At 64.4% G+C, this 18,422-nt stretch carries 16 protein-coding genes; 8 read left to right on the top strand and 8 right to left on the bottom strand.

The features are described from left to right. Positions 1 to 75: 75 nt before the first annotated feature. The 3 genes from trxB (at position 76) to QP140_RS07965 (ending at position 2,874) form a co-directional block, all read left to right on the top strand. A complete protein-coding gene (gene trxB / locus QP140_RS07975) occupies positions 76 to 1,140 on the top strand; it encodes a thioredoxin-disulfide reductase (RefSeq protein WP_070761324.1) in 1,065 nt (354 codons plus the stop codon). Positions 1,141 to 1,267: 127 nt separating this feature from the next. Then, positions 1,268 to 1,591, top strand: a complete 324-nt coding sequence (trxA, locus tag QP140_RS07970) for a thioredoxin (RefSeq protein ID WP_284759039.1) — start codon at positions 1,268 to 1,270, stop codon at positions 1,589 to 1,591. A 56-nt stretch (positions 1,592 to 1,647) separates the two neighbouring features. Further along, a complete protein-coding gene (locus QP140_RS07965) occupies positions 1,648 to 2,874 on the top strand; it encodes an N-acetylmuramoyl-L-alanine amidase (RefSeq protein ID WP_284759037.1) in 1,227 nt (408 codons plus the stop codon). A gap of 11 nt (positions 2,875 to 2,885) precedes the next feature. Here QP140_RS07965 and QP140_RS07960 read toward each other — a convergent pair whose 3' ends face one another. From QP140_RS07960 to rpmH, 8 genes are all read right to left on the bottom strand, one after another. Beyond that, a complete protein-coding gene (locus QP140_RS07960) occupies positions 2,886 to 3,710 on the bottom strand; it encodes a hypothetical protein (protein ID WP_284759036.1) in 825 nt (274 codons plus the stop codon). Between the two features lie 363 nt (positions 3,711 to 4,073). Continuing rightward, complete coding sequence (locus tag QP140_RS07955) at positions 4,074 to 5,501, bottom strand: ParB/RepB/Spo0J family partition protein (RefSeq protein ID WP_284759034.1); 1,428 nt, start codon at positions 5,499 to 5,501, stop codon at positions 4,074 to 4,076. 90 nt (positions 5,502 to 5,591) lie between these two features. Next, entirely contained in the window at positions 5,592 to 6,524 is a 933-nt protein-coding gene (locus QP140_RS07950; protein ID WP_371260077.1) for a ParA family protein, read from the bottom strand. A gap of 77 nt (positions 6,525 to 6,601) precedes the next feature. Continuing rightward, the gene (gene rsmG / locus QP140_RS07945) at positions 6,602 to 7,417 is read right to left on the bottom strand and encodes a 16S rRNA (guanine(527)-N(7))-methyltransferase RsmG (RefSeq protein WP_284759033.1); all 816 of its coding nucleotides are present in this window, start codon (positions 7,415 to 7,417) and stop codon (positions 6,602 to 6,604) included. Positions 7,418 to 7,537: 120 nt separating this feature from the next. Then, the gene (gene yidC / locus QP140_RS07940; RefSeq protein ID WP_284759031.1) at positions 7,538 to 8,512 is read right to left on the bottom strand and encodes a membrane protein insertase YidC; all 975 of its coding nucleotides are present in this window, start codon (positions 8,510 to 8,512) and stop codon (positions 7,538 to 7,540) included. 15 nt (positions 8,513 to 8,527) lie between these two features. After that, positions 8,528 to 8,797, bottom strand: a complete 270-nt coding sequence (gene yidD, locus QP140_RS07935) for a membrane protein insertion efficiency factor YidD (RefSeq protein ID WP_083317298.1) — start codon at positions 8,795 to 8,797, stop codon at positions 8,528 to 8,530. Positions 8,798 to 8,951: 154 nt separating this feature from the next. Next, positions 8,952 to 9,335, bottom strand: coding sequence for a ribonuclease P protein component (gene rnpA / locus QP140_RS07930; protein WP_284759030.1), 384 nt, complete (start codon positions 9,333 to 9,335; stop codon positions 8,952 to 8,954). A 158-nt stretch (positions 9,336 to 9,493) separates the two neighbouring features. Continuing rightward, positions 9,494 to 9,631, bottom strand: coding sequence for a 50S ribosomal protein L34 (rpmH, locus tag QP140_RS07925; RefSeq protein WP_012361251.1), 138 nt, complete (start codon positions 9,629 to 9,631; stop codon positions 9,494 to 9,496). Positions 9,632 to 10,247: 616 nt separating this feature from the next. Here rpmH and dnaA point away from each other — a divergent pair. From dnaA to gyrB, 5 genes are all read left to right on the top strand, one after another. Further along, positions 10,248 to 12,008, top strand: coding sequence for a chromosomal replication initiator protein DnaA (gene dnaA / locus QP140_RS07920; protein WP_284759028.1), 1,761 nt, complete (start codon positions 10,248 to 10,250; stop codon positions 12,006 to 12,008). A gap of 843 nt (positions 12,009 to 12,851) precedes the next feature. Further along, the gene (dnaN, locus tag QP140_RS07915) at positions 12,852 to 14,036 is read left to right on the top strand and encodes a DNA polymerase III subunit beta (protein ID WP_015381044.1); all 1,185 of its coding nucleotides are present in this window, start codon (positions 12,852 to 12,854) and stop codon (positions 14,034 to 14,036) included. A gap of 33 nt (positions 14,037 to 14,069) precedes the next feature. Beyond that, positions 14,070 to 15,365: a DNA replication/repair protein RecF gene (recF, locus tag QP140_RS07910; RefSeq protein ID WP_070757941.1), complete on the top strand. Its 1,296-nt coding sequence runs from the start codon at positions 14,070 to 14,072 to the stop codon at positions 15,363 to 15,365. Then, on the top strand, positions 15,362 to 16,018 hold the full coding sequence (locus QP140_RS07905) for a DUF721 domain-containing protein (RefSeq protein WP_284759025.1): 657 nt from the start codon (positions 15,362 to 15,364) through the stop codon (positions 16,016 to 16,018). Before recF ends, QP140_RS07905 begins: the two co-directional genes overlap by 4 nt. 112 nt (positions 16,019 to 16,130) lie before the next feature. Further along, positions 16,131 to 18,203 carry a DNA topoisomerase (ATP-hydrolyzing) subunit B gene (gene gyrB / locus QP140_RS07900; protein ID WP_284759024.1) on the top strand — a complete coding sequence of 691 codons (2,073 nt, stop codon included), beginning with the start codon at positions 16,131 to 16,133 and terminating at the stop codon, positions 18,201 to 18,203. The last annotated feature ends 219 nt before the right edge of the window (positions 18,204 to 18,422 follow it).

Here is an 18,422-nt window from a genome sequence, read left to right as displayed (position 1 = left end):
TATCCCGTGTCTGGTGGGTTAGATAAAGTGCGTTAGGAAAGCGAAACCCACATCAAAGAACACGAGCGAGGTCACATGTCTCAGCCCTTCCTGCAGGCCAACGTCGGAATCGGCGTGAACAAGGCGGGCGACGCCGCGGACGCAGCCACCCCAGCCGATACTCCCGATACCTCCGCCAGCTCCGGCGGCACCCACGACCCTGCGGAGAAGATCCACAACGTAATCATCGTGGGCTCCGGGCCAGCCGGCTACACCGCCGCGATCTACGCCGCCCGCGCCGAGCTCGAGCCGATCGTCTTCGAGGGCATGGACTTCGGCGGCCTGCTGATGCAGACCACCGAGGTGGAGAACTTCCCGGGCTTCGCCAAGGGCATCCAGGGCCCAGAGCTGATGGACGAAATGCGCAACCAGGCGGAGCGCTTCGGCGCCGACCTGCGCATGGAGGACGTCGAGAAGATGGACCTGACCGGCGAGATCAAGAAGGTCTGGGCAGACGGCGAAGAGTACCAGGCACGCGCCGTCATCCTCGCCACCGGTGCGGCACCGCGCTACCTGAACATCCCAGGCGAGCAGGAGATGATCGGCCGCGGCGTGTCCGCCTGCGCCACCTGCGACGGCTTCTTCTTCAAGGACCGCAAGATCGCCATCGTCGGCGGCGGCGACTCCGCGATGGAGGAGGCAGACTTCCTCACCAAGTTCGGCGAGACCGTGACCCTCATCCACCGCCGCGACGAGTTCCGCGCCTCCAAGATCATGCAGGAGCGCGCCCGCCAGAACCCGAAGATCGAGTTCCTCATGAACTCCAAGGTCACCGCCGTCCACGGCGAAAACGCAGTGACCTCCCTGACCATCGAGGACACCGTTACCGGCGAAAGCCAGGAGATGGAATTCGACGCCCTCTTCGTCGCCATCGGCCACGACCCGCGCGTCAGCGTCTTCGAGGGCCAGGTGGAGCTGAAGGAGGACGGCTACGTCAAGGTCGACGAGCCCACCACCGCCACCAGCCTGCCGGGTGTGTTCGCCGCCGGCGACCTCGTGGACTCCCACTACCAGCAGGCCATCACCGCAGCTGGCAGCGGCTGCCGTGCCGCCCTGGACGCGGAGAACTACCTCGCCGCACTGCCCGCCGACGAGGGCTAAAACTCCACGCCACAGCACGCTGCTGGCCTCCCGAGCTTTTCCGGGTTTCACGGTATCCTGGGACAAGGAAAACTCCGGTGGATCACCAACCCAAGGACCACCCAACCCCCGGAAAGGCAGGGCCAGCATGTCGAACATCATCACGGTCACGCAGCAGACGTTTAAGTCCACCGTTGTCGAATCCGACCTGCCGGTACTCGTCGATTTCTGGGCCCAGTGGTGCCAGCCCTGCCTGCGCATGAACCCCACCCTCGAAGAACTTGCCGAGGAGATGGACGGTCGCGCCGTCGTCGCGAAGGTCAACGTCGACGAAGAGCGCGCGCTCGCAGCGATGTTCCAGGTGATGTCCATCCCAGCCCTCATGGTCTTTAAGGACGGCAAGAAGGTCGCGGAATTCACCGGCCTGCAGCAGAAGGGCACCCTCGTCGAGAAGCTGGAATCCCTCGCCTAGACCGCGGGAAACCCTGGACCACCAGCAACTGTTCGGAAAGTAGGACGCAGCGAGCCGTGACGGATAAACAACACGCCGAGAACCGCGCACCCCGCGTGGGCCAGCAGAATGTGCTGCTCACCGTGGGCGATAAGAGCCCCCGGGTCGCCGAGGTGCGCAGCGCACTCGCCCGGCTCGGCATGCTCTCCGACTACGGCTCCGCCCTCACCGCCTCCAATAACCAACAGTGGTCCGAGGAAGAGGAATTCTTCGACGCCCTCCTGGCAACCACCCTGCGGGCCTTCCAGCAGCAGCGTGGCATCATCGCCGACGGCGTGATCAACGAAACCACCCTGCGCGCCCTGCGCGAGGCCTCCTACAAGCTCGGCAACCGGGTGCTGAGCCTGCAGGACCCGCAGTACGTCGGCGACGACGTCTCCGAACTCCAGTCCCAGCTCTACGACCTGGGCTTTTACACCGGTCGCGTGGACGGGCACTTCGGCCCGGACACCCACCAGGCCGTCACCCAGTACCAGTTCGAGTACGGGCTGAACTCCGACGGCATGGTCGGCCCGGACACCCTCCGTGCGCTGGCCTACCTGGGCCGCCGCATCACCGGTGGCTCCCCGAACTCCATCCGCGAGAAGGAGATGATCCGCGCCGCGGGTCCGCAGCTCTCCGGCAAGCGCGTGGTCATCGATCCGGGCTGCGGCGGCGACGACCAGGGCACCGCCGTGAAGGGGCCCTACGGCACGATCACCGAGCAGGAGATCCTCTGGGACCTCGCCAACCGCCTGGAGGGGCGCATGATCTCCGCGGGCATGGAGACGATCCTCTCCCGCAGCCGCACCGCGAACCCCAGCGATACGGAGCGCGCGGACCTGGCCAATGCCTTCGGGGCAGACCTGGTGATCTCCCTGCGCACCGATAGCTACCCGAACGAGCGCGCGAACGGCGTGGCCAGCTTCTACTTCGGCTCCGAGAACGGCTCGAGGTCCATGGTGGGCGAGAAGCTCTCCGGCTACATCCAGCGCGAGATCGCCGCGCGCACCGACCTGCTGAATTGCCGCACCCACGCCCGCACCTGGGACATCCTGCGGCTCACGAAGATGCCGACCGTGCAGGTCGTCCCCGGTTATCTGACGAACCCGGACGACGCAGCGGCGCTGACCTCGCCCGAGGTGCGCGACATCATCGCGGAGGCCATCGTCGTCTCCGTGAAGCGCCTGTACCTGATGGACCAGGACAGCCACCGCACCGGGCAGTTCAGCTTCACGGAGCTGCTGCGCATCGAGCAGCAGTAGGGGAACGGGGCCTAGAAGGCCTCGCCCTCGTGGTCGAGGAAGAGGTTATACGCACCGGAGACCTCACGGCGGTAGCGCGGGTAGAGCTCGTGATCGTCCACGCGCTCGAACTCGGCCTCCTCAACCACGTCCATAGAGAGCATCGGGGCCACGCTGAGGGCGTCCTTCAGCAGGTTGCCCGTGTGCAGGGCCTCCGGCGTCTGCCAGCCGCGGTATGCCTCTGGCACGTAGCTGGGAGCGTTCTCGATCCGCAGGCTAGGGTCCAGGCTGGACCGGGAGCTCGCCGCGCTCGACGGGGAGGGGAAGGACGGCGTCCCGCTGTACTCCACGCCCGCATCCCGGGCCACGCCTCGGGATTCCTGCTCCTGTTTGCGTAGCAGCTCGTCGAGGGCGTCCTCGTCGCGAGCGAAGACCTCCACGGCGCTGAACCCGCGGCGGCCGGCCTCCACCAGGACCGTCTCGATGAGGCGGTGCTCAAGGTAGAGGCCCATGAAGGCATCCTCGACGTATACATCGCTGAGCAGGAGCGCGTCGGAGGACACGGAGGAGGGCAGGCCCTCCACTCCCGGCAGGAAGCGCGTTGGAGCGAAGAAGACGGTCGCGGCGGGTTGCAGCTTGCGGCCGGGCACGCCCGTCCCCACAAAGGCGGTGAAGCCGCAGGTGCCCCAGCTCATGAGGGTGCGCTGGATCCACAGCTGCTTGTCGAAGGCAGGGTCCTCGGTATGGGTCGGCCCATACAACGGATCCCACGGCAGCGCCCAGAACGTGCTGAGTGCGGCGTCCTCCGTGATTTGCTCCGCGTTATCAAAGCTCAGAGCGCGGATTTCAACCTCCACGGTCTCTCCCTCCCTGATGAGCTTAAGCCGGTCGGCTCAACTATCGCGTGATGATGTGTCTATACGGGCAAGCAACGCCAGAAGCCTCGTGGGCTCGGCCAGCGTGGGCCAGGTGTTGCTTCTGGGGCCTATCTTAGGACGGCCGTTGGCCCCGTGAGGCAATTTAGAAAATCGGGCCGAAAAACATGCATTGTTTCACGTGAAACAATTCCGGGCGCCGCTGGGCGGATTGCCACGCTGATTGCCGCCCCGGAGCTCCGTCACGGCGGGCTACGACGGGCGCGCCAGCCTGGTTTAACTCACCGGGTGCCGTTGTCGGCTGCCGCCAATGGCGGCGGCCACGGGCGCAGCCGAGTACCGAAACTACTGTTCGCCGCCACCGAGAATCTCGATGATGCGGTCGAAGTCCTCCTGGCCACCGAACTCGACGACGATGCGGCCGCGCTTCTTGCCCATCTGGACGCTGACCTTGGTCTCCAGGGTGTCCGCGAAGTCGTCCACCCAGCTGTTGACGTAGTCCGGCAGGGGAGCAGGGGTGCGCTGCTTGCGCTCCTGCTTCTGCCCTTCGCCACGGTTCATCAGCGTGACCGCTTCCTCCGTGGCGCGGACGCTCAGGCCCTCGGCGACGATGCGGTCAGCCAGCTGTGCCTGCGCGTCCTCCCCGCCCTTGAGCCCCAGCAGGGCACGGGCGTGGCCTGCACTGAGCACGCCTGCGCTCACGCGCCGCTGCACCGCGACGGGCAGCTGGAGTAGGCGAATCATGTTCGCGATCAGGGAGCGGGAGCGCCCGATGCGCTTGGCCAGCTGCTCCTGGGTCACGCCGAACTCCTCGAGCAGCTGCTGATAAGCGGCAGCCTCCTCAAGCGGGTTCAGCTGTACGCGGTGGATGTTCTCCAGCAGGGCATCGCGCAGCATCGCGTCGTCCTGCGTCTCACGGACGATGGCCGGGATCGTCTCCAGGCCAGCCTTCTTGGAGGCTCGGAGGCGTCGCTCGCCCATGATGAGCTCATAGGGAGCAGGCGCGCCGCTGACCGGGCGCACCACGATCGGCTGCATGAGCCCGAACTCCCGGATGGAGTGGACCAGCTCGTTCAGCTGCTCTTCATCGAAGACCGCACGGGGCTGCTTCGGGTTCGTCGTGATCGCGTCGAGGGGGAGTTCCTGATAGGTCGCGCCGAAGCTATCCGCATTGGGGACGTCCGAGGTGCCGGACTCACCGTGAGGCTCAGCCGAGCTCTGCGGCGCGGTCGAACCCTGCGGTGCGAACGAGCTTGCGGTGCGGGACTGGGAACCGCTCTTCTTCGTGGCGCCGTCCTTCGAAGCGCCAGCCTTCGCAACCTTCGAACCCTTGGTCCCCTCGGCATCCGAACCGGTAGCTCCGCCCGACCCCGCGGAGGAGGATTTTTGGGCCTGCTCGTCGGTGTTCTCACCCATACTGGAGGTTGGGCGATTAACGTCACTGTGACGAATATCCGCTCCGCCATGTCCAGACGCCGATCCGGCGCCGCCGCGAGCAGCATCGCCGGAATCCTGACCCGCGTTCCGGCGGGCCGCTGCACCGCCCGCGCCACCGCCGCCGAGAATCACGTCGGCCGCGCCGTTGCCCAGACCCGGGCGAGATGGCCCGGTCGGGATCAGGCTCGCGAGACCGCGACCGAGTCCGCCGCGTCGGGTGGCCTCCCGGTCAGGGAGAGCCGCGGGCATCGCCGGCTTGCGGGCCGCCCCACGAGGCGCCTTCGCGCCACCCTGAGCGCTCGAAGCCTTCTTAGATGCCGAATCCTTCTTAGCCACGGTCTTTACCTTCAATCCAAAGTTGTGATGATGGGGGAGGCGGGGTCTGCCCGGACACCGGGCATTGTTTCACGTGAAACATTCGAGGGTTTAGATGTTGTGCAGCTCCGGCGCGATGCCGATCGGGGCGGTCTCCTCGCTCGGGAGGTAGTCGCCACGCTTGGCGAACTCGACAGCGGCGTCAAAATAAGCCAGGGCGCCGCGCGAACCACCGTCGTACTGGAGAACGGTCTGGCCGTACCCCGGAGCCTCGGACACCTTGACGGACCGCGGGATGTGGTTATCCAGGACCACGGAGCCGAAGTGGTTCCGCACCTCGTCGGAGACCTGCTCGGAGAGCTTCGTGCGCCCGTCGTACATGGTCAGCAGGACGGCGCTGATGTGCAGGTTCTTGTTGAGGTTCTCGCGGATCATCGAGATGTTGTTGAGCAGCTGGCCCACGCCCTCGAGCGCGTAGTACTCGCACTGGATGGGGATGAGGACCTCATCCACCGCGGTCATCGCGTTGATGGTGAGCAGGCCAAGGGAGGGCGGGCAGTCGATAAACACGTAGTCGAAGCCCTGTTCGGCCAGAAAGTCATCGTTGATCGCATCGACCAGGCGGTATTCGCGCCGGACCATCGAGACGAGCTCGATCTCCGAGCCGGCAAGGTCGATGGTGGCCGGGATCGTGTAGACGTTCTCGTTCACCGGGTTCTGCTGCATCACCTCGGCAGCGCTCATCTCGCCGATCAGCAGCTCGTAGCTGGAGGGGGTGCCCATCCGGTGCTCGGCGTCGAGTGCGGTGGAGGCGTTGCCCTGCGGGTCCAGGTCGATGACCAGAACCTTGAGGCCGTGCAGCCCCAGCGCCCAGGCGAGGTTCACCGTGGAGGTGGTCTTACCAACCCCACCCTTCTGGTTGGCGATCGTGATCTTCCGGGGCTTCTCCGGCTTCGGAAGCTTCAGGTTGTGGGCGTTCTGCATCTTGGCAGCCTGGCGCGCGGCCTGCGCGATCGGGGTGTCATCCCACTGCATTGGTGCCACTACCTTTCCTCCGTCCGTCGCGATCCTCGCGATCGCGGCAATGTTTCACGTGAAACAATTTCCTTGAGGCGCTAGCTCTAGCGCGCCTTTTCCACAATGACGGCGAAGGTGGATTCCTCCAGCACGCCCTTGCCCAGCTCAACCACGGAGCGTTTCCCTCCGCCAACCTTATCAATCTGGGCCTTATCCCGCTCCAGCTCTTCAGCCACGGAACTGCCCTTCAAAGCGCGCATCTGGCCACCCACACGGGCCAGGGGGAGGGACCACTGGCACAGGCGACCAAGTGGAGCGACGGCCCGGGAAGTCACGACGTCCGCGCCCGCAAGCTTCCGGACGATTGCCTTTTCTTCCGCACGTCCACGGTGGACTTCGACGTTGTCCAGGCCAAGGTCCTCAACGACCTCTTCCAGGAACTTCGTGCGGCGCAGCAGCGGCTCCAGCAGCTGAACCTTCACGTTGGGACGTGCGATGGCCAGCGGAATGCCTGGGAGGCCCGCACCGGAACCGACGTCGATGACCCGCTCGCCGTCCTCGATGATCTCGGCGAGGACGGCGGAGTTCATGATGTGGCGATCCCAGATGCGCGGCACCTCGCGGGGGCCGATGAGGCCACGCTGGATGCCGGCGGTCTCAAGCCACTGGGCGTAGCGTTCGGCCAGGGGAGCGCGGTCGCCAAAGACCTCAACCAGATTCTCCGGGCGCAGCCCATCGACCTGAAGCTCGCCCCCGTGGTTATCCGGCGTCAGGGACGTGATCTGCTGCTCACCGGTAGAGTCGCCGGCAGCCGCGGCACCCTTATTGAGGTGCGCAGCGGCCGGGTTGGGGGACTGGTTTTTCGAAGCGTCAGAATCACGATGTTTCACGTGAAACATTCTAGTGCCTTTCCACGACAACCCAACTCCCTCCCAGAACGGGTGGGGAAGAGAACCACGGGAGGGTGGCGACGTCCTGAAAAGAGCAAAGAAAAAGCGCCACACGGCGAACCGTGCGGCGCTAGGGGCGGAAGGCTGGAGCTACTTCTTCCGCTTCTTATTGTTCTGCGGCTTCGCGCCCGGCTTCGGGGCGGAGGTGCGGCGAGCCTCGAGCTTCGCCTGGCGCTCCTCCTCCTCTTCCTTATCCATGATGCCGAACAGGATGCGCTGCTGGACGAAGGTCCACAGACCGTTGGTGAACATGTACAGAGCCAGACCAACCTGCCAGAGGAAACCACCGGCCAGGATCAGCAGCGGCATGAACCACAGCATGATGCGCTGCATCATGTCCATCTGCATCTGCATCTGCTGAGCCTTCAGGTCATCAGCTGCCGGCTTCGGGTTATTCGCCTGACGCTTCTTGTTGCGGTTCAGGGACAGGCGAGCGGTGAAGTGCATGATCACCGCAGCGCCCAGCATCAGCGGCAGGACGACGGCGATGATGTTCGCCTTCGTGAAGTCCGGGGCGATGCCTGCCGGGGAGAAGGCGCCGTAACCGGAGGGGTCCATGGAGATGTAGGAGGACAGCGGCGCACCGAACAGGCGGGCGTCGAGGAAGGACTGAACCTCGTCCACGCCGAAGACATAGTTCGGGGTGTTACGGGTCTCCTCGATGCTCATGCCCAGCTGGCCAGTGCCCGTGCCGGTGCGGTTGAAGGAACGCAGCACGTGGAACAGGCCAATGAAGATCGGCATCTGAACCAACATCGGCAGGCAGGCCGCCATCGGGCGGACACCCATCTCCTGCTGCGCCTTGCGCACCTCAACCATCAGCTTCTGCTGATCATTGGCGTACTTGCGCTGGAGTTCCTTCATCTTCGGCTGGAACTCCTGCATCTTGCGCGAGGAGCGGAGCTGGTTAGCGGTGGGCTTGACCAGCAGGATACGGATGGTCACCACGAGGAAGACGATGGAAAGCGCCCACGTGATGCCCGCGGTCGGGTCGAGCACATAGCCAAACACTTTGTGCCAGAACCACAGGACCGCTGAAATCGGGTAATAAATAAAATTCAGCACGTCTGGAGGGATCCTCTACTTTTCGGACGTCTCAAAATCTTGCGGAGTCTCTTCAGGTTTGGGCTTAGCCCTGCGCTTGCGGGGCGGAACGGGGTCCCACCCGCCCGGATGCCAAGGGGCACAGCGCAACAGCCGACCTATTGACAGTAACAGCCCCTTGAGCAGACCATGCCTTTCCAACGCCGTGAGAGCGTAATTACTGCAGGTCGGCTCGAAGCGGCATGATGGCCCCATTTTAAGGGGCGAAAGGAAATCCTGATAGGCCAGCACTGCTCGGCGAGCCAGCGCGGCACGGCCAGTGACGCGGCGACGCGCGGTACGGCTGTCGGCGCCGGGCTTGAAGTCAGCCTGGGAGCCGGGGTTGCGGTGGGATTCGATGCCAGGCTGTGAGCTGTGCTCAGCGGGCTGAGCACTGCGCTCACTAGGCTTAGCGCCACGCTCAGCGGGAGAGCCGGGAGAGGCAGCGTCGCACATCGGACTCCAACTCCTTACTGCTAGCCTTCGCGCTGCCGGGAAGGGCGCGCACCACCACAAAGCTGGTCTCCTGCAGCTGCGGGGACGCCGCGGTGGCGTCGTCGTCGATGATGGCGGCAAGGACGGCGCGCAACTTGCGGGAGACAGCGTGGCGGACCACGGCGTTGCCGACCGCCTTCGAGACGATGAGGCCCGCGCGCGGTCCGCCGGTTAGCTCCAGCGGGGCCTCGGGGCCAGGTTCCGGAGTCCAGAGGTGGACGACGACGGTGCGGCTGCCCTTGCGCGCACCCTTCTTCACCACGGTGCTAAACAGCGCGGAGGAGCGGAGACGGTGTTCCGGTGCCAGCATGGGCGGCTCCTTCGTGGTCGGGTGGGTGCACGCGGGACTGAAAGCAGATTGCCCCGCATAAGGGTGAAATTACAGCAAAAACGGCGCCCACCGAGTGGCAGGCGCCGGAGCTTCCCACGTGGTGGGAGAGTGTGCGGCCAGGCTGGCCGCCCGCTCGATTAAGCGGTCAGGGACTTGCGGCCCTTACGACGACGTGCGGACACGATCGCGCGACCTGCGCGGGTGCGCATGCGGGTGCGGAAGCCGTGCACGCGTGCGCGACGGCGGTTATTAGGCTGGTAAGTACGCTTCGACACGGTACTTCACTCCTTAAAACTACGCGCGGAGGCGAAGCGCTGCGGCACCGTGATTAGGCGATGGCAGGGAGTGTTCCCTGCCACTGCGCCCGTGCGGTGCGCTGTACGCCACGCTGTCCACGCCGGTGGACTTGTGGTTGCCAGGGCTTCGGCGCCACGTGTGGAATGTGGGCGACGCAAAGCATCCGGCCAAAACGGCATCCGATACAAGGTCGGCTGTTGCCATAGACCGTTTAAGAATACTCAGCGGGGGAGCCGAAAACCAAATCTTCGCAGGATGACAGGCGTGTCATTTAAATCGCGGCCCGTGGAAAACTCCGCGCAATGCTGCGCTTTTGTGGATTGATCATCACACACGGTGGAATGTCAATCCACACAGCTTGTGGATAACTTCTCCACCCCCGAAGGTTAAAGCACTGGTTTAGGGTTCGTTTGCGCAGGTCAACTGCCTTTTCGGAGAAAATTAGAAGTTATCCACAGGATCGGGGTAAATTGGGGACAACTCAATGGACAAGTTATCCACAGGTGTGGACAGCTCTGTGGAATCCCAGAACACACGCCAAATCCGGCTGTGGGCAAAAATGTGGGTTCAGTGTGAACTCACGTGTAAATTGAAATGTCCTTAACGGTTACCCCCGACCCTGGAAGAGAAGAAAAAGGCTCGCGCATGACACACGCCCCAGATCCCGCGGATCCCACAAAATTCGCCACCATCTGGCACGGCCTCGTCGACGCGTGGATCGAGGGCGATGGCACCCAGTTCCCGCCGCTCTCCGCCTCCTCCCGCAGTGTGCTGCGGCAGATCCAGCCCGTCCTCTTCATCAACGGGATCGCCGTGATGACCACGCCAAACGAGTGGTCCAAGGGGGTCGTGGAGGGCGCGCTCGCCGAGCCGATCGAAAAGGTTCTCGGGGATATCCTGCAATCCCCAGTCACCCTCAGCCTCTCCATCCGGGAAGCCGAGCCGGAGGACGCAACCCCGCCGGCCAGCGCCAACACCGCAGGTAACGCTGCCGAACAGCAGGCCCCAGTCGCCGATTCCGCAGCACACACCCCGGCACCATCCACCCCAGCTGCTCATTCGACAACAGCGCCCACGCCGGCAACCCCCACAGCAGCAGAGGCGCGAGCACCACAATCCACGGCGCCATCCCAGCCCTCTGCACCCGCGGAATCCCCACAGCACGACCCGAAGCAGGACGAGCACACCCGCATCCTCGCCGCCGAGCGCCTGGCCCAGCAGCACCAGGGCGCCAACCAGCCAGAATCCCGCAACGAGGTCTTCGTGCCGGCCGAGGCGTCGTCGTCCCCAACCGCGGACACGGACGAGGGCGACCGGGACTCGGACACCCTGCTGAACAAGAAGTACACCTTCGAAAGCTTCGTTATCGGCGGCTCCAACCAGTTCGCGCACGCCGCCTGTCGCGCCGTCGCCGAAGCCCCAGCTCGCGCCTATAATCCGCTGTTCATCTGGGGCGAATCCGGCCTCGGCAAAACCCACCTGCTGCACGCCATCGGCCACTATGCCAAGGAGCTGCAGCCGGACATGCGCGTGCGCTACGTGTCCAGCGAAGAGCTGACGAATGACTTCATTAACTCCATCGCCAACGACCGCCGCGAGGAGTTCAAGCGCGAATACCGCAACCTGGACATGCTGATCGTGGACGATATCCAGTTCCTGCAGGGCAAGGAGTCCACGCAGGAGGAGTTCTTCCACACCTTCAACGCGCTCCACCAGGCGAATAAGCAGATCGTGCTCTCCTCCGACCGTCCGCCGCGCCAGCTGACCACGCTGGAGGACCGCCTGCGCACGCGTTTCGAGGGCGGGTTGATTACGGACGTCCAAACCCCGGACCTGGAAACCCGCATGGCGATTCTGTCCCGGAAGGCGGCCGCGGAGGGCACCACGCTGCCGGAGGATGTGCTCGAGCTGATCGCGAGCCGGTACGAGACCTCCATCCGCGAGCTGGAGGGCGCGCTGATCCGCGTGACGGCCTATTGCTCCCTGGGTAAGGAGCCAATCACGAAGCAGGCTGCGGAGATCGCGCTGCGGGACATCATGCCGGTCGACGATGTGCAGATGACCCCACAGGTCATCATCGATGTGGTGTCCTCTTATTTCGACCTGACCGTCGATGAGCTGGTGGGGAAGGGGCGCACGAAGCGTTTCGTGCAGGCGCGCCAGATCGCGATGTATCTGTGCCGTGAGCTGACGGATCTTTCGCTGCCGAAGCTGGGGCAGGCCTTTGGCGGCCGCGACCACACGACGGTCATGCACGCGGAGCGGCGCATTCGAGAGCAGTTGACGGAGGATCGCGTCACCTTTAACGAGGTCCAGGAGCTGACGCAGCGCGCGAAGGCCGCGGCGCGGGGTTAGTCCTTCTTTCTCGAGCTTTCTTCGGGGAGTTCCGCAGGTTTCGGGACGTCAACGCGTTCGTTGGGGTTTCTGCGGGCGTTTTCTGGGGCGGTTCCCGCGGCAGGGGCTTGAAGTTAAGGACGTCCGCGCGCGGCGACGGCGCCCGGTTTTCTTGAAATTTGGGGCTTTCACACCGGATTGTGTTTGGGGGCGGAAACGCAAATTTTTGGGGGTGACGGTGAGAGCTCGGGGGATCGTCGTCCACAGTTATGCACAGTTATCCACAGCGTTCGGTGGATAACTCACCCGGAATGTGGATAAAAATAGGTCTGTGACCATGATTTTCCGGAGTTATCCACATGTCCACAGGGTTTTCCACAAGCGTAATTACAAGTTTGTGTTTTCGGGTGGATCAAGTTGGGGTTCAAGGTTGAAGCTCGTGACCTGGGGTTTCTGTGGATAACTACCCAGATCTTGGGAAACCGCAGGTGGATGGGCTGTGGATAACTCGCGAATGACAAAAGTTATCCACAATTGGGCACAGTTATCCACAAAGTCGTCCACCCGAACCCCACACCCCGATTCGGCCCCCGGCGTGGGTAAATGACATGTTTTCCACAGTTTTCACACCCCCTACTAACACTGCTGAACTTCCCAATTGGCAAAGAGAGGAGAAATTGGTGGTGTGCATAGTCCCGGTCTGCCCGGCGAAGCCGTGCCAAGCCGCGAAGGGAAGCGAATAACAAGCAAGCGCACTTTCTTCGGCCGTGTCCGGTGCGTCGGCTAGTCTTGAGACTCGAAGAAAAAGACAAAGTTTTGAAGCACGTTCAAGGCGATGAACGTTGACCGGAGGGACAGCTCAGCATGGAGCAAGAAAATGTGAGTTTCTCGGTTGCGAAGGATGATTTCGCATCTGCACTGGCATGGGTCGCCCGTGCGCTGCCCACGAAGCCAACCCAGCCGATCCTGCGTGGCGTGATGATCCTCGCGGATGACGATGGCCTGGAGCTGTCGGGCTTCGACCGGGAAGTCTCCACCCGCGTGCGCGTGAATGCCAATGTTGACGAACCAGGCCGCATCCTCGTGGCCGGTAAGTTGGCATCCGACATCGTCGGCGCACTTCCGGGTAAGGAAATCACCATGGAGTACTCCGGCTCCACGGTCCTGGTTCGCAGCAGCAGCTCCCGTTTCGAACTTCCCGCGATGACCATCGAGGATTACCCAGTCCTGCCGGACATGCCGGCCGTGACCGGCACCATCGACCCGAATCTCTTCACCGAGGCCATCAGCCAGGTAGCGATCGCAGCGGGTAAGGACGACACCCTCCCGATGCTCACCGGTATCCGCATGGAGATCGACGGCGAAAATGTGGTTCTCGCAGCAACCGACCGCTTCCGCCTGGCTGTTCGTAGCTTCCAGTGGAACCCGGCGTCCGCCGACGCTAAGGCTGAGCTGCTGATCCCGGCCCGCACGCTGGCGGACACCGCCCGCACCCTGGATCACAGCCTCAACGATCCGATCGAGATCGCCATCGGTTCGGGGGAGGCCATCGGTGCGGACGGCCTGCTCGGCATCGTCACCGATGCCCGCCGCACGACCACCCGCCTGCTGGATGCGGACTTCCCGAAGTTCCGCCCGCTGCTGCCGGCCCGCCACAACGCGATGGCCTCCGTGGAGATCGCACCGCTGCTGGACGCGATCCGCCGTGTCTCCCTGGTCGCGGAGCGTAATTCCCAGATCCGGATGCACTTCGAGGAGTCCACGCTGACCCTTTCCGCCGGCGGCTCCGATGTTGGTCAGGCCGAGGAAGTCCTGAACTGCGCCTACCACGGCGAGCCGCTGACCATCGCCTTCAACCCGGCGTACCTCAAGGACGGCCTGAGCGCGATCCACACCGAGCGCGTGGTCTTCGGATTCACCCAGCCTTCCCGCCCCGCGATCCTCATTCCTGCCCCGGCCGAGCTGCCGGAGGCCGAGGAGGACGGCACCTTCCCGGACCCGGAGACCAACTTCAAGTACCTGCTCATGCCGGTGCGCCTGCCGGGCTAAAGCCCGCGCGAACCCTCGGCATAGAGTGGAATCATGTTTGTCCGCAGCCTAGAACTCCACGACTTCCGGTCGTGGCGGGAACTCTCGCTGCAGCTGGACCCGGGTGTCACGGTGTTCTCCGGGCCCAACGGGCACGGCAAGACCAACATCGTCGAGGCCCTGGGCTACCTGGCCCACCTGGGATCCCACCGGGTGAACACCGATTCCGCGCTGGTCCGGGAGGGCCAGCAGATCGCCCGGGTCTCCGCCACGGCGGTGAACCACAATCGCGAGCTCACCGCCCACATCGCGATCCGTGGCCACGGATCCAACCGCGCCCACATCAACCGCACTCAGCTGGCCACCACCAGCGAGCTGCTGGGCATCGTCCGCACCACGCTGTTCTCCCCGGAGGACCTCGCCCTGGTGCGCGGCGAACCGGAGCAGCGCCGCAAGTTCCTGGACGAGATCATGGTCGCCCGCTACCCGCGGCTTGCGGCGGTGAAGGCGGATTACGATAAGTCCCTGCGCCAGCGCAATGCTCTGCTGCGCAATAACGCCTACGCCCTGCGTATCGCCCCCGAGAACGACACGGAGCGCCTCTCAGCACTCGCCACCCTGGACGTCTGGGACGCACAGCTGGCTGCGTTGGGCGGGCAGATCATGTCCGCGCGGGTGCAGATCGTTCACGACCTCGCACCACACGTCGCGCAGACCTACGCCCGGCTCGCCCCGGAGTCCCGGCCCGCGCACATGGCGTACACCTCGACCGTGGACGCGGACCTGGCCCAGGTGGGCGTGCTGCTGGGTGAGGCGGAGCTCGAACGCGACCCGGCAGCCGAGCTGGCGCTGCTCTCCCCGGAGGTCGCCGAGGCCACGTTGCTGCAGGCCTACGCCCGCAAGCGCACCCAGGAGGTGGACCGCGGCACCACGCTGATCGGCCCGCACCGCGACGACCTCGTGCTCATGCTGGGTGCCCAGCCCGCCAAGGGTTTCGCCTCCCACGGGGAATCCTGGTCTTTCGCCCTGGCGTTGCGGCTCGGTGCGTTCTTCATGCAGCGCGAGGATGGCGTGGAACCGGTGGTCATTTTGGATGACGTTTTCGCGGAGTTGGATTCCTCCCGACGTCAACAGCTCGTCGGGCTGCTCACCGAAGCTGAGCAGGTGCTCATCACCGCGGCCGTGGGTGAAGATATTCCGGCTGAGCTGCGGGATATCGCCACATTCCATGATGTTCGCGCGGTGCATGTCACCGAGGAGGGCCAGCAGCGGCGGATCTCCGTGATCGACGAGACCATCCCCCGCGATAGCGTCCCGGAGCAGGCTGCCGACGAGGGTGAGCAGGCGTGACGGAACACCAGCCACGCGAGCAGCAGCCGCGTGAGAATCCCAACCGCGAGGAGCAGTTCCTCGACCCCGTCGCCCAAGCACTGGAAGCCATCAAAAAAGCCGGCGGCAAGCCCGCGACCGGCAAGAACGCCGATCTTCCCCGCATGGCTCGCAGGAACGGCTGGAACCGGGGACGCCGTGGCACGCTCGCGGAACCTGCCGCGGACTCCGGCAACACAGGCAGCACAGCGCGCACCAGCTCCGGCGTCCAGCGCATCAAAACCCGCATGGACGGCCGCGCCGACCGCAGCTACCGCGACCCCGGCAGCTTCTCCGCCCTGCTCAGCCGCGAAATCCGGCGCCAGGGCTGGGAGGAAAACGTCGGCGTCCGCCGCCTCATGCAGGACTGGGAGCACCTCGTCGGTCCAAAGATCGCGGCACACACCCGGCCGGTGAAATTCGACGAGAAAAACAAATTCCTCCACGTCCAGAGCGACTCCACACCCTGGGCAACCCAACTCCGCCTCATCCAGGCGACCATCCTGAAGAAAATCGCCCAGGAGCTGGGGCCGGACGTCGTCGTCGAACTAAAGATCCACAACCCGGACTACGGGCCGCGACAGACCGGCCGCCTCCGCGTCCAGGGGCGGGGCAAACGTGACGATTACGGCTGAGCGCCACGGTGTGCCACGCAGCTCGCCCGGGCAGCCAGAAACTGTATTTTCGCAGGAAAAGCCGGTAGACTGGTGGAGTTAATTAGTGGCACACGAAGGAGTTTTACCCACCGTGGGTGCACCAGAACCGCAGAACACGCCAGCTCCGCACGAGCACAAGCCGGGTGACTACGACGCATCGTCGATCACCATCCTCGAGGGCCTCGAGGCAGTCCGGAAGCGCCCGGGCATGTACATCGGCTCCACGGGAGAGCGTGGCCTCCACCACCTCATCTGGGAGGTCGTGGACAACTCCGTGGACGAGGCCATGGCAGGTTACGCCAAGAAGGTCTCCGTCACGCTGAAGGAGGACGGCTCCGTCGAGGTTTCCGACGACGGCCGTGGCATCCCGGTGGAGATGCACCCTTCCGGCGCCCCGACCGTGCAGGTCGTCATGACGCAGCTGCACGCCGGCGGTAAGTTCGACTCCGATTCCTACGCGGTCTCCGGTGGTCTGCACGGTGTTGGTATTTCCGTGGTCAACGCCCTGTCCACCCGGGTGGAAACCCGCATCGTCCGCGACGGCTACGAGTGGTACCAGGAGTTCATCAACGCGGTGCCGCAGGAGCTCGTGCAGGGCAAGAAGAAGCGCGGTTCCGGCACCACCCAGCGGTTCTGGCCGGACCCGGAGATCTTCGAGACCGTGGAGTTCAACTTCGACACGGTCGCCAAGCGCCTGCAGGAGATGGCATTCCTGAACAAGGGCCTGACCATCACCCTCACCGACGAGCGCCCGCAGGCCATCGAGGCCGAGGAGCCGGAGGAGGGGCTCGAGGACCTCACCGAGCAGGCTGAGGCCCCGAAGTCCGCTGAGGAGCGCCAGGCTGAGGAAGAGGCCAAGAAGAAGAAGGGCCCGCGCACCAAGACGTACCACTACCCGGAGGGTCTGAAAGACTACGTCGCGTTCATCAACCGCAAGAAGCAGCCGATCCACCCGACGATCGTCAGCTTCGACGCCAAGGGCGAGGACCACGAGGTCGAGGTCGCTCTGCAGTGGAACGACGGTTACCAGCAGTCCGTCCACACCTTCGCGAACACGATCAACACCTTCGAGGGCGGTACCCACGAGGAGGGCTTCCGCGCCGCGATGACCTCCCTGATCAACCGCTACGCGCGTGATCAGAAGCTGCTGAAGGAGAAGGAGTCCAACCTCACCGGCGACGACGTCCGTGAGGGCCTGGCTGCCGTCATCTCCGTCCGCGTCGGTGACCCGCAGTTCGAAGGCCAGACGAAGACAAAGCTGGGCAACACCGAGATCCGCGGCTTCGTGCAGCGCGCGATCAACGAGCACCTCTCCGACTGGCTGGACGCCAACCCGGCCGAGGCGAAGGTCATCGTGCAGAAGGCTGTGGCCTCCGCGCACGCTCGCCAGGCGGCCCGCAAGGCCCGTGACCTGGTGCGCCGCAAGTCCGCCTCCGATATGGGCGGGCTGCCAGGCAAGCTGGCCGATTGCCGTTCCAAGGACCCGATCAAGTCCGAGCTCTACGTGGTGGAGGGTGACTCCGCAGGTGGTTCCGCGAAGTCCGGCCGTGACTCGATGTACCAGGCCATCCTGCCGCTGCGCGGTAAGATCCTGAACGTCGAGAAGGCCCGCATGGACCGCGTGCTGAAGAACGCCGAGGTGCAGGCGATCATCACCGCGCTGGGCACCGGCATTCACGATGAGTTCGACATCAACAAGCTGCGCTATCACAAGATCGTGCTGATGGCCGACGCCGATGTGGACGGCCAGCACATCGCAACGCTGCTGCTCACGCTGCTGTTCCGCCTGATGCGCCCGCTCGTCGAGGGTGGCTACGTGTACCTCGCCCAGCCGCCGCTGTACAAGCTGAAGTGGAGCAAGGGCGAGCCGGGCTACGCGTTCTCCGACCGGGAGCGCGATGAGCAGCTGGAGAAGGGCCTGGCAGAGGGCCGCAAGATCGATACGGATGATGGTATCCAGCGCTACAAGGGTCTCGGCGAGATGAACCCGAAGGAGCTGTGGGAGACCACGATGGATCCCACCACCCGTACGCTGCGCCAGGTGTCCCTGGAGGACGCGGAGGCTGCTGACGAGCTGTTCAGCATCCTGATGGGCGACGACGTTGTCGCCCGCCGTAGCTTCATCACCCGCAACGCGCGCGACGTCCGTTTCCTGGACGTTTAGCGTTCGGTTACCGGTCCGGGGGTGGTCGGTGCCGGGAGCGTCAGCGTGCGGGCGGTCGGCGCCGGAATGGGGCTGTCACCAGTGAGGGGGTTGGCGCCAGCCGGTGACCCAAGATTAGGGGCCTAATCTTGGGTTCGGTGGGGGCTTAAGTTCTAGTGGTCGTTGCAACACTGATCTGAAGGGTTGGTGTTGGTGATGACGGTGTCACGGTGGGATCCA

Source organism: Corynebacterium sp. UMB9976 (assembly GCF_030212265.1).
In the GTDB taxonomy this organism is placed as follows: Bacteria; Actinomycetota; Actinomycetes; order Mycobacteriales; family Mycobacteriaceae; genus Corynebacterium.
This window is presented reverse-complemented; position numbering and strand designations above follow the sequence as displayed.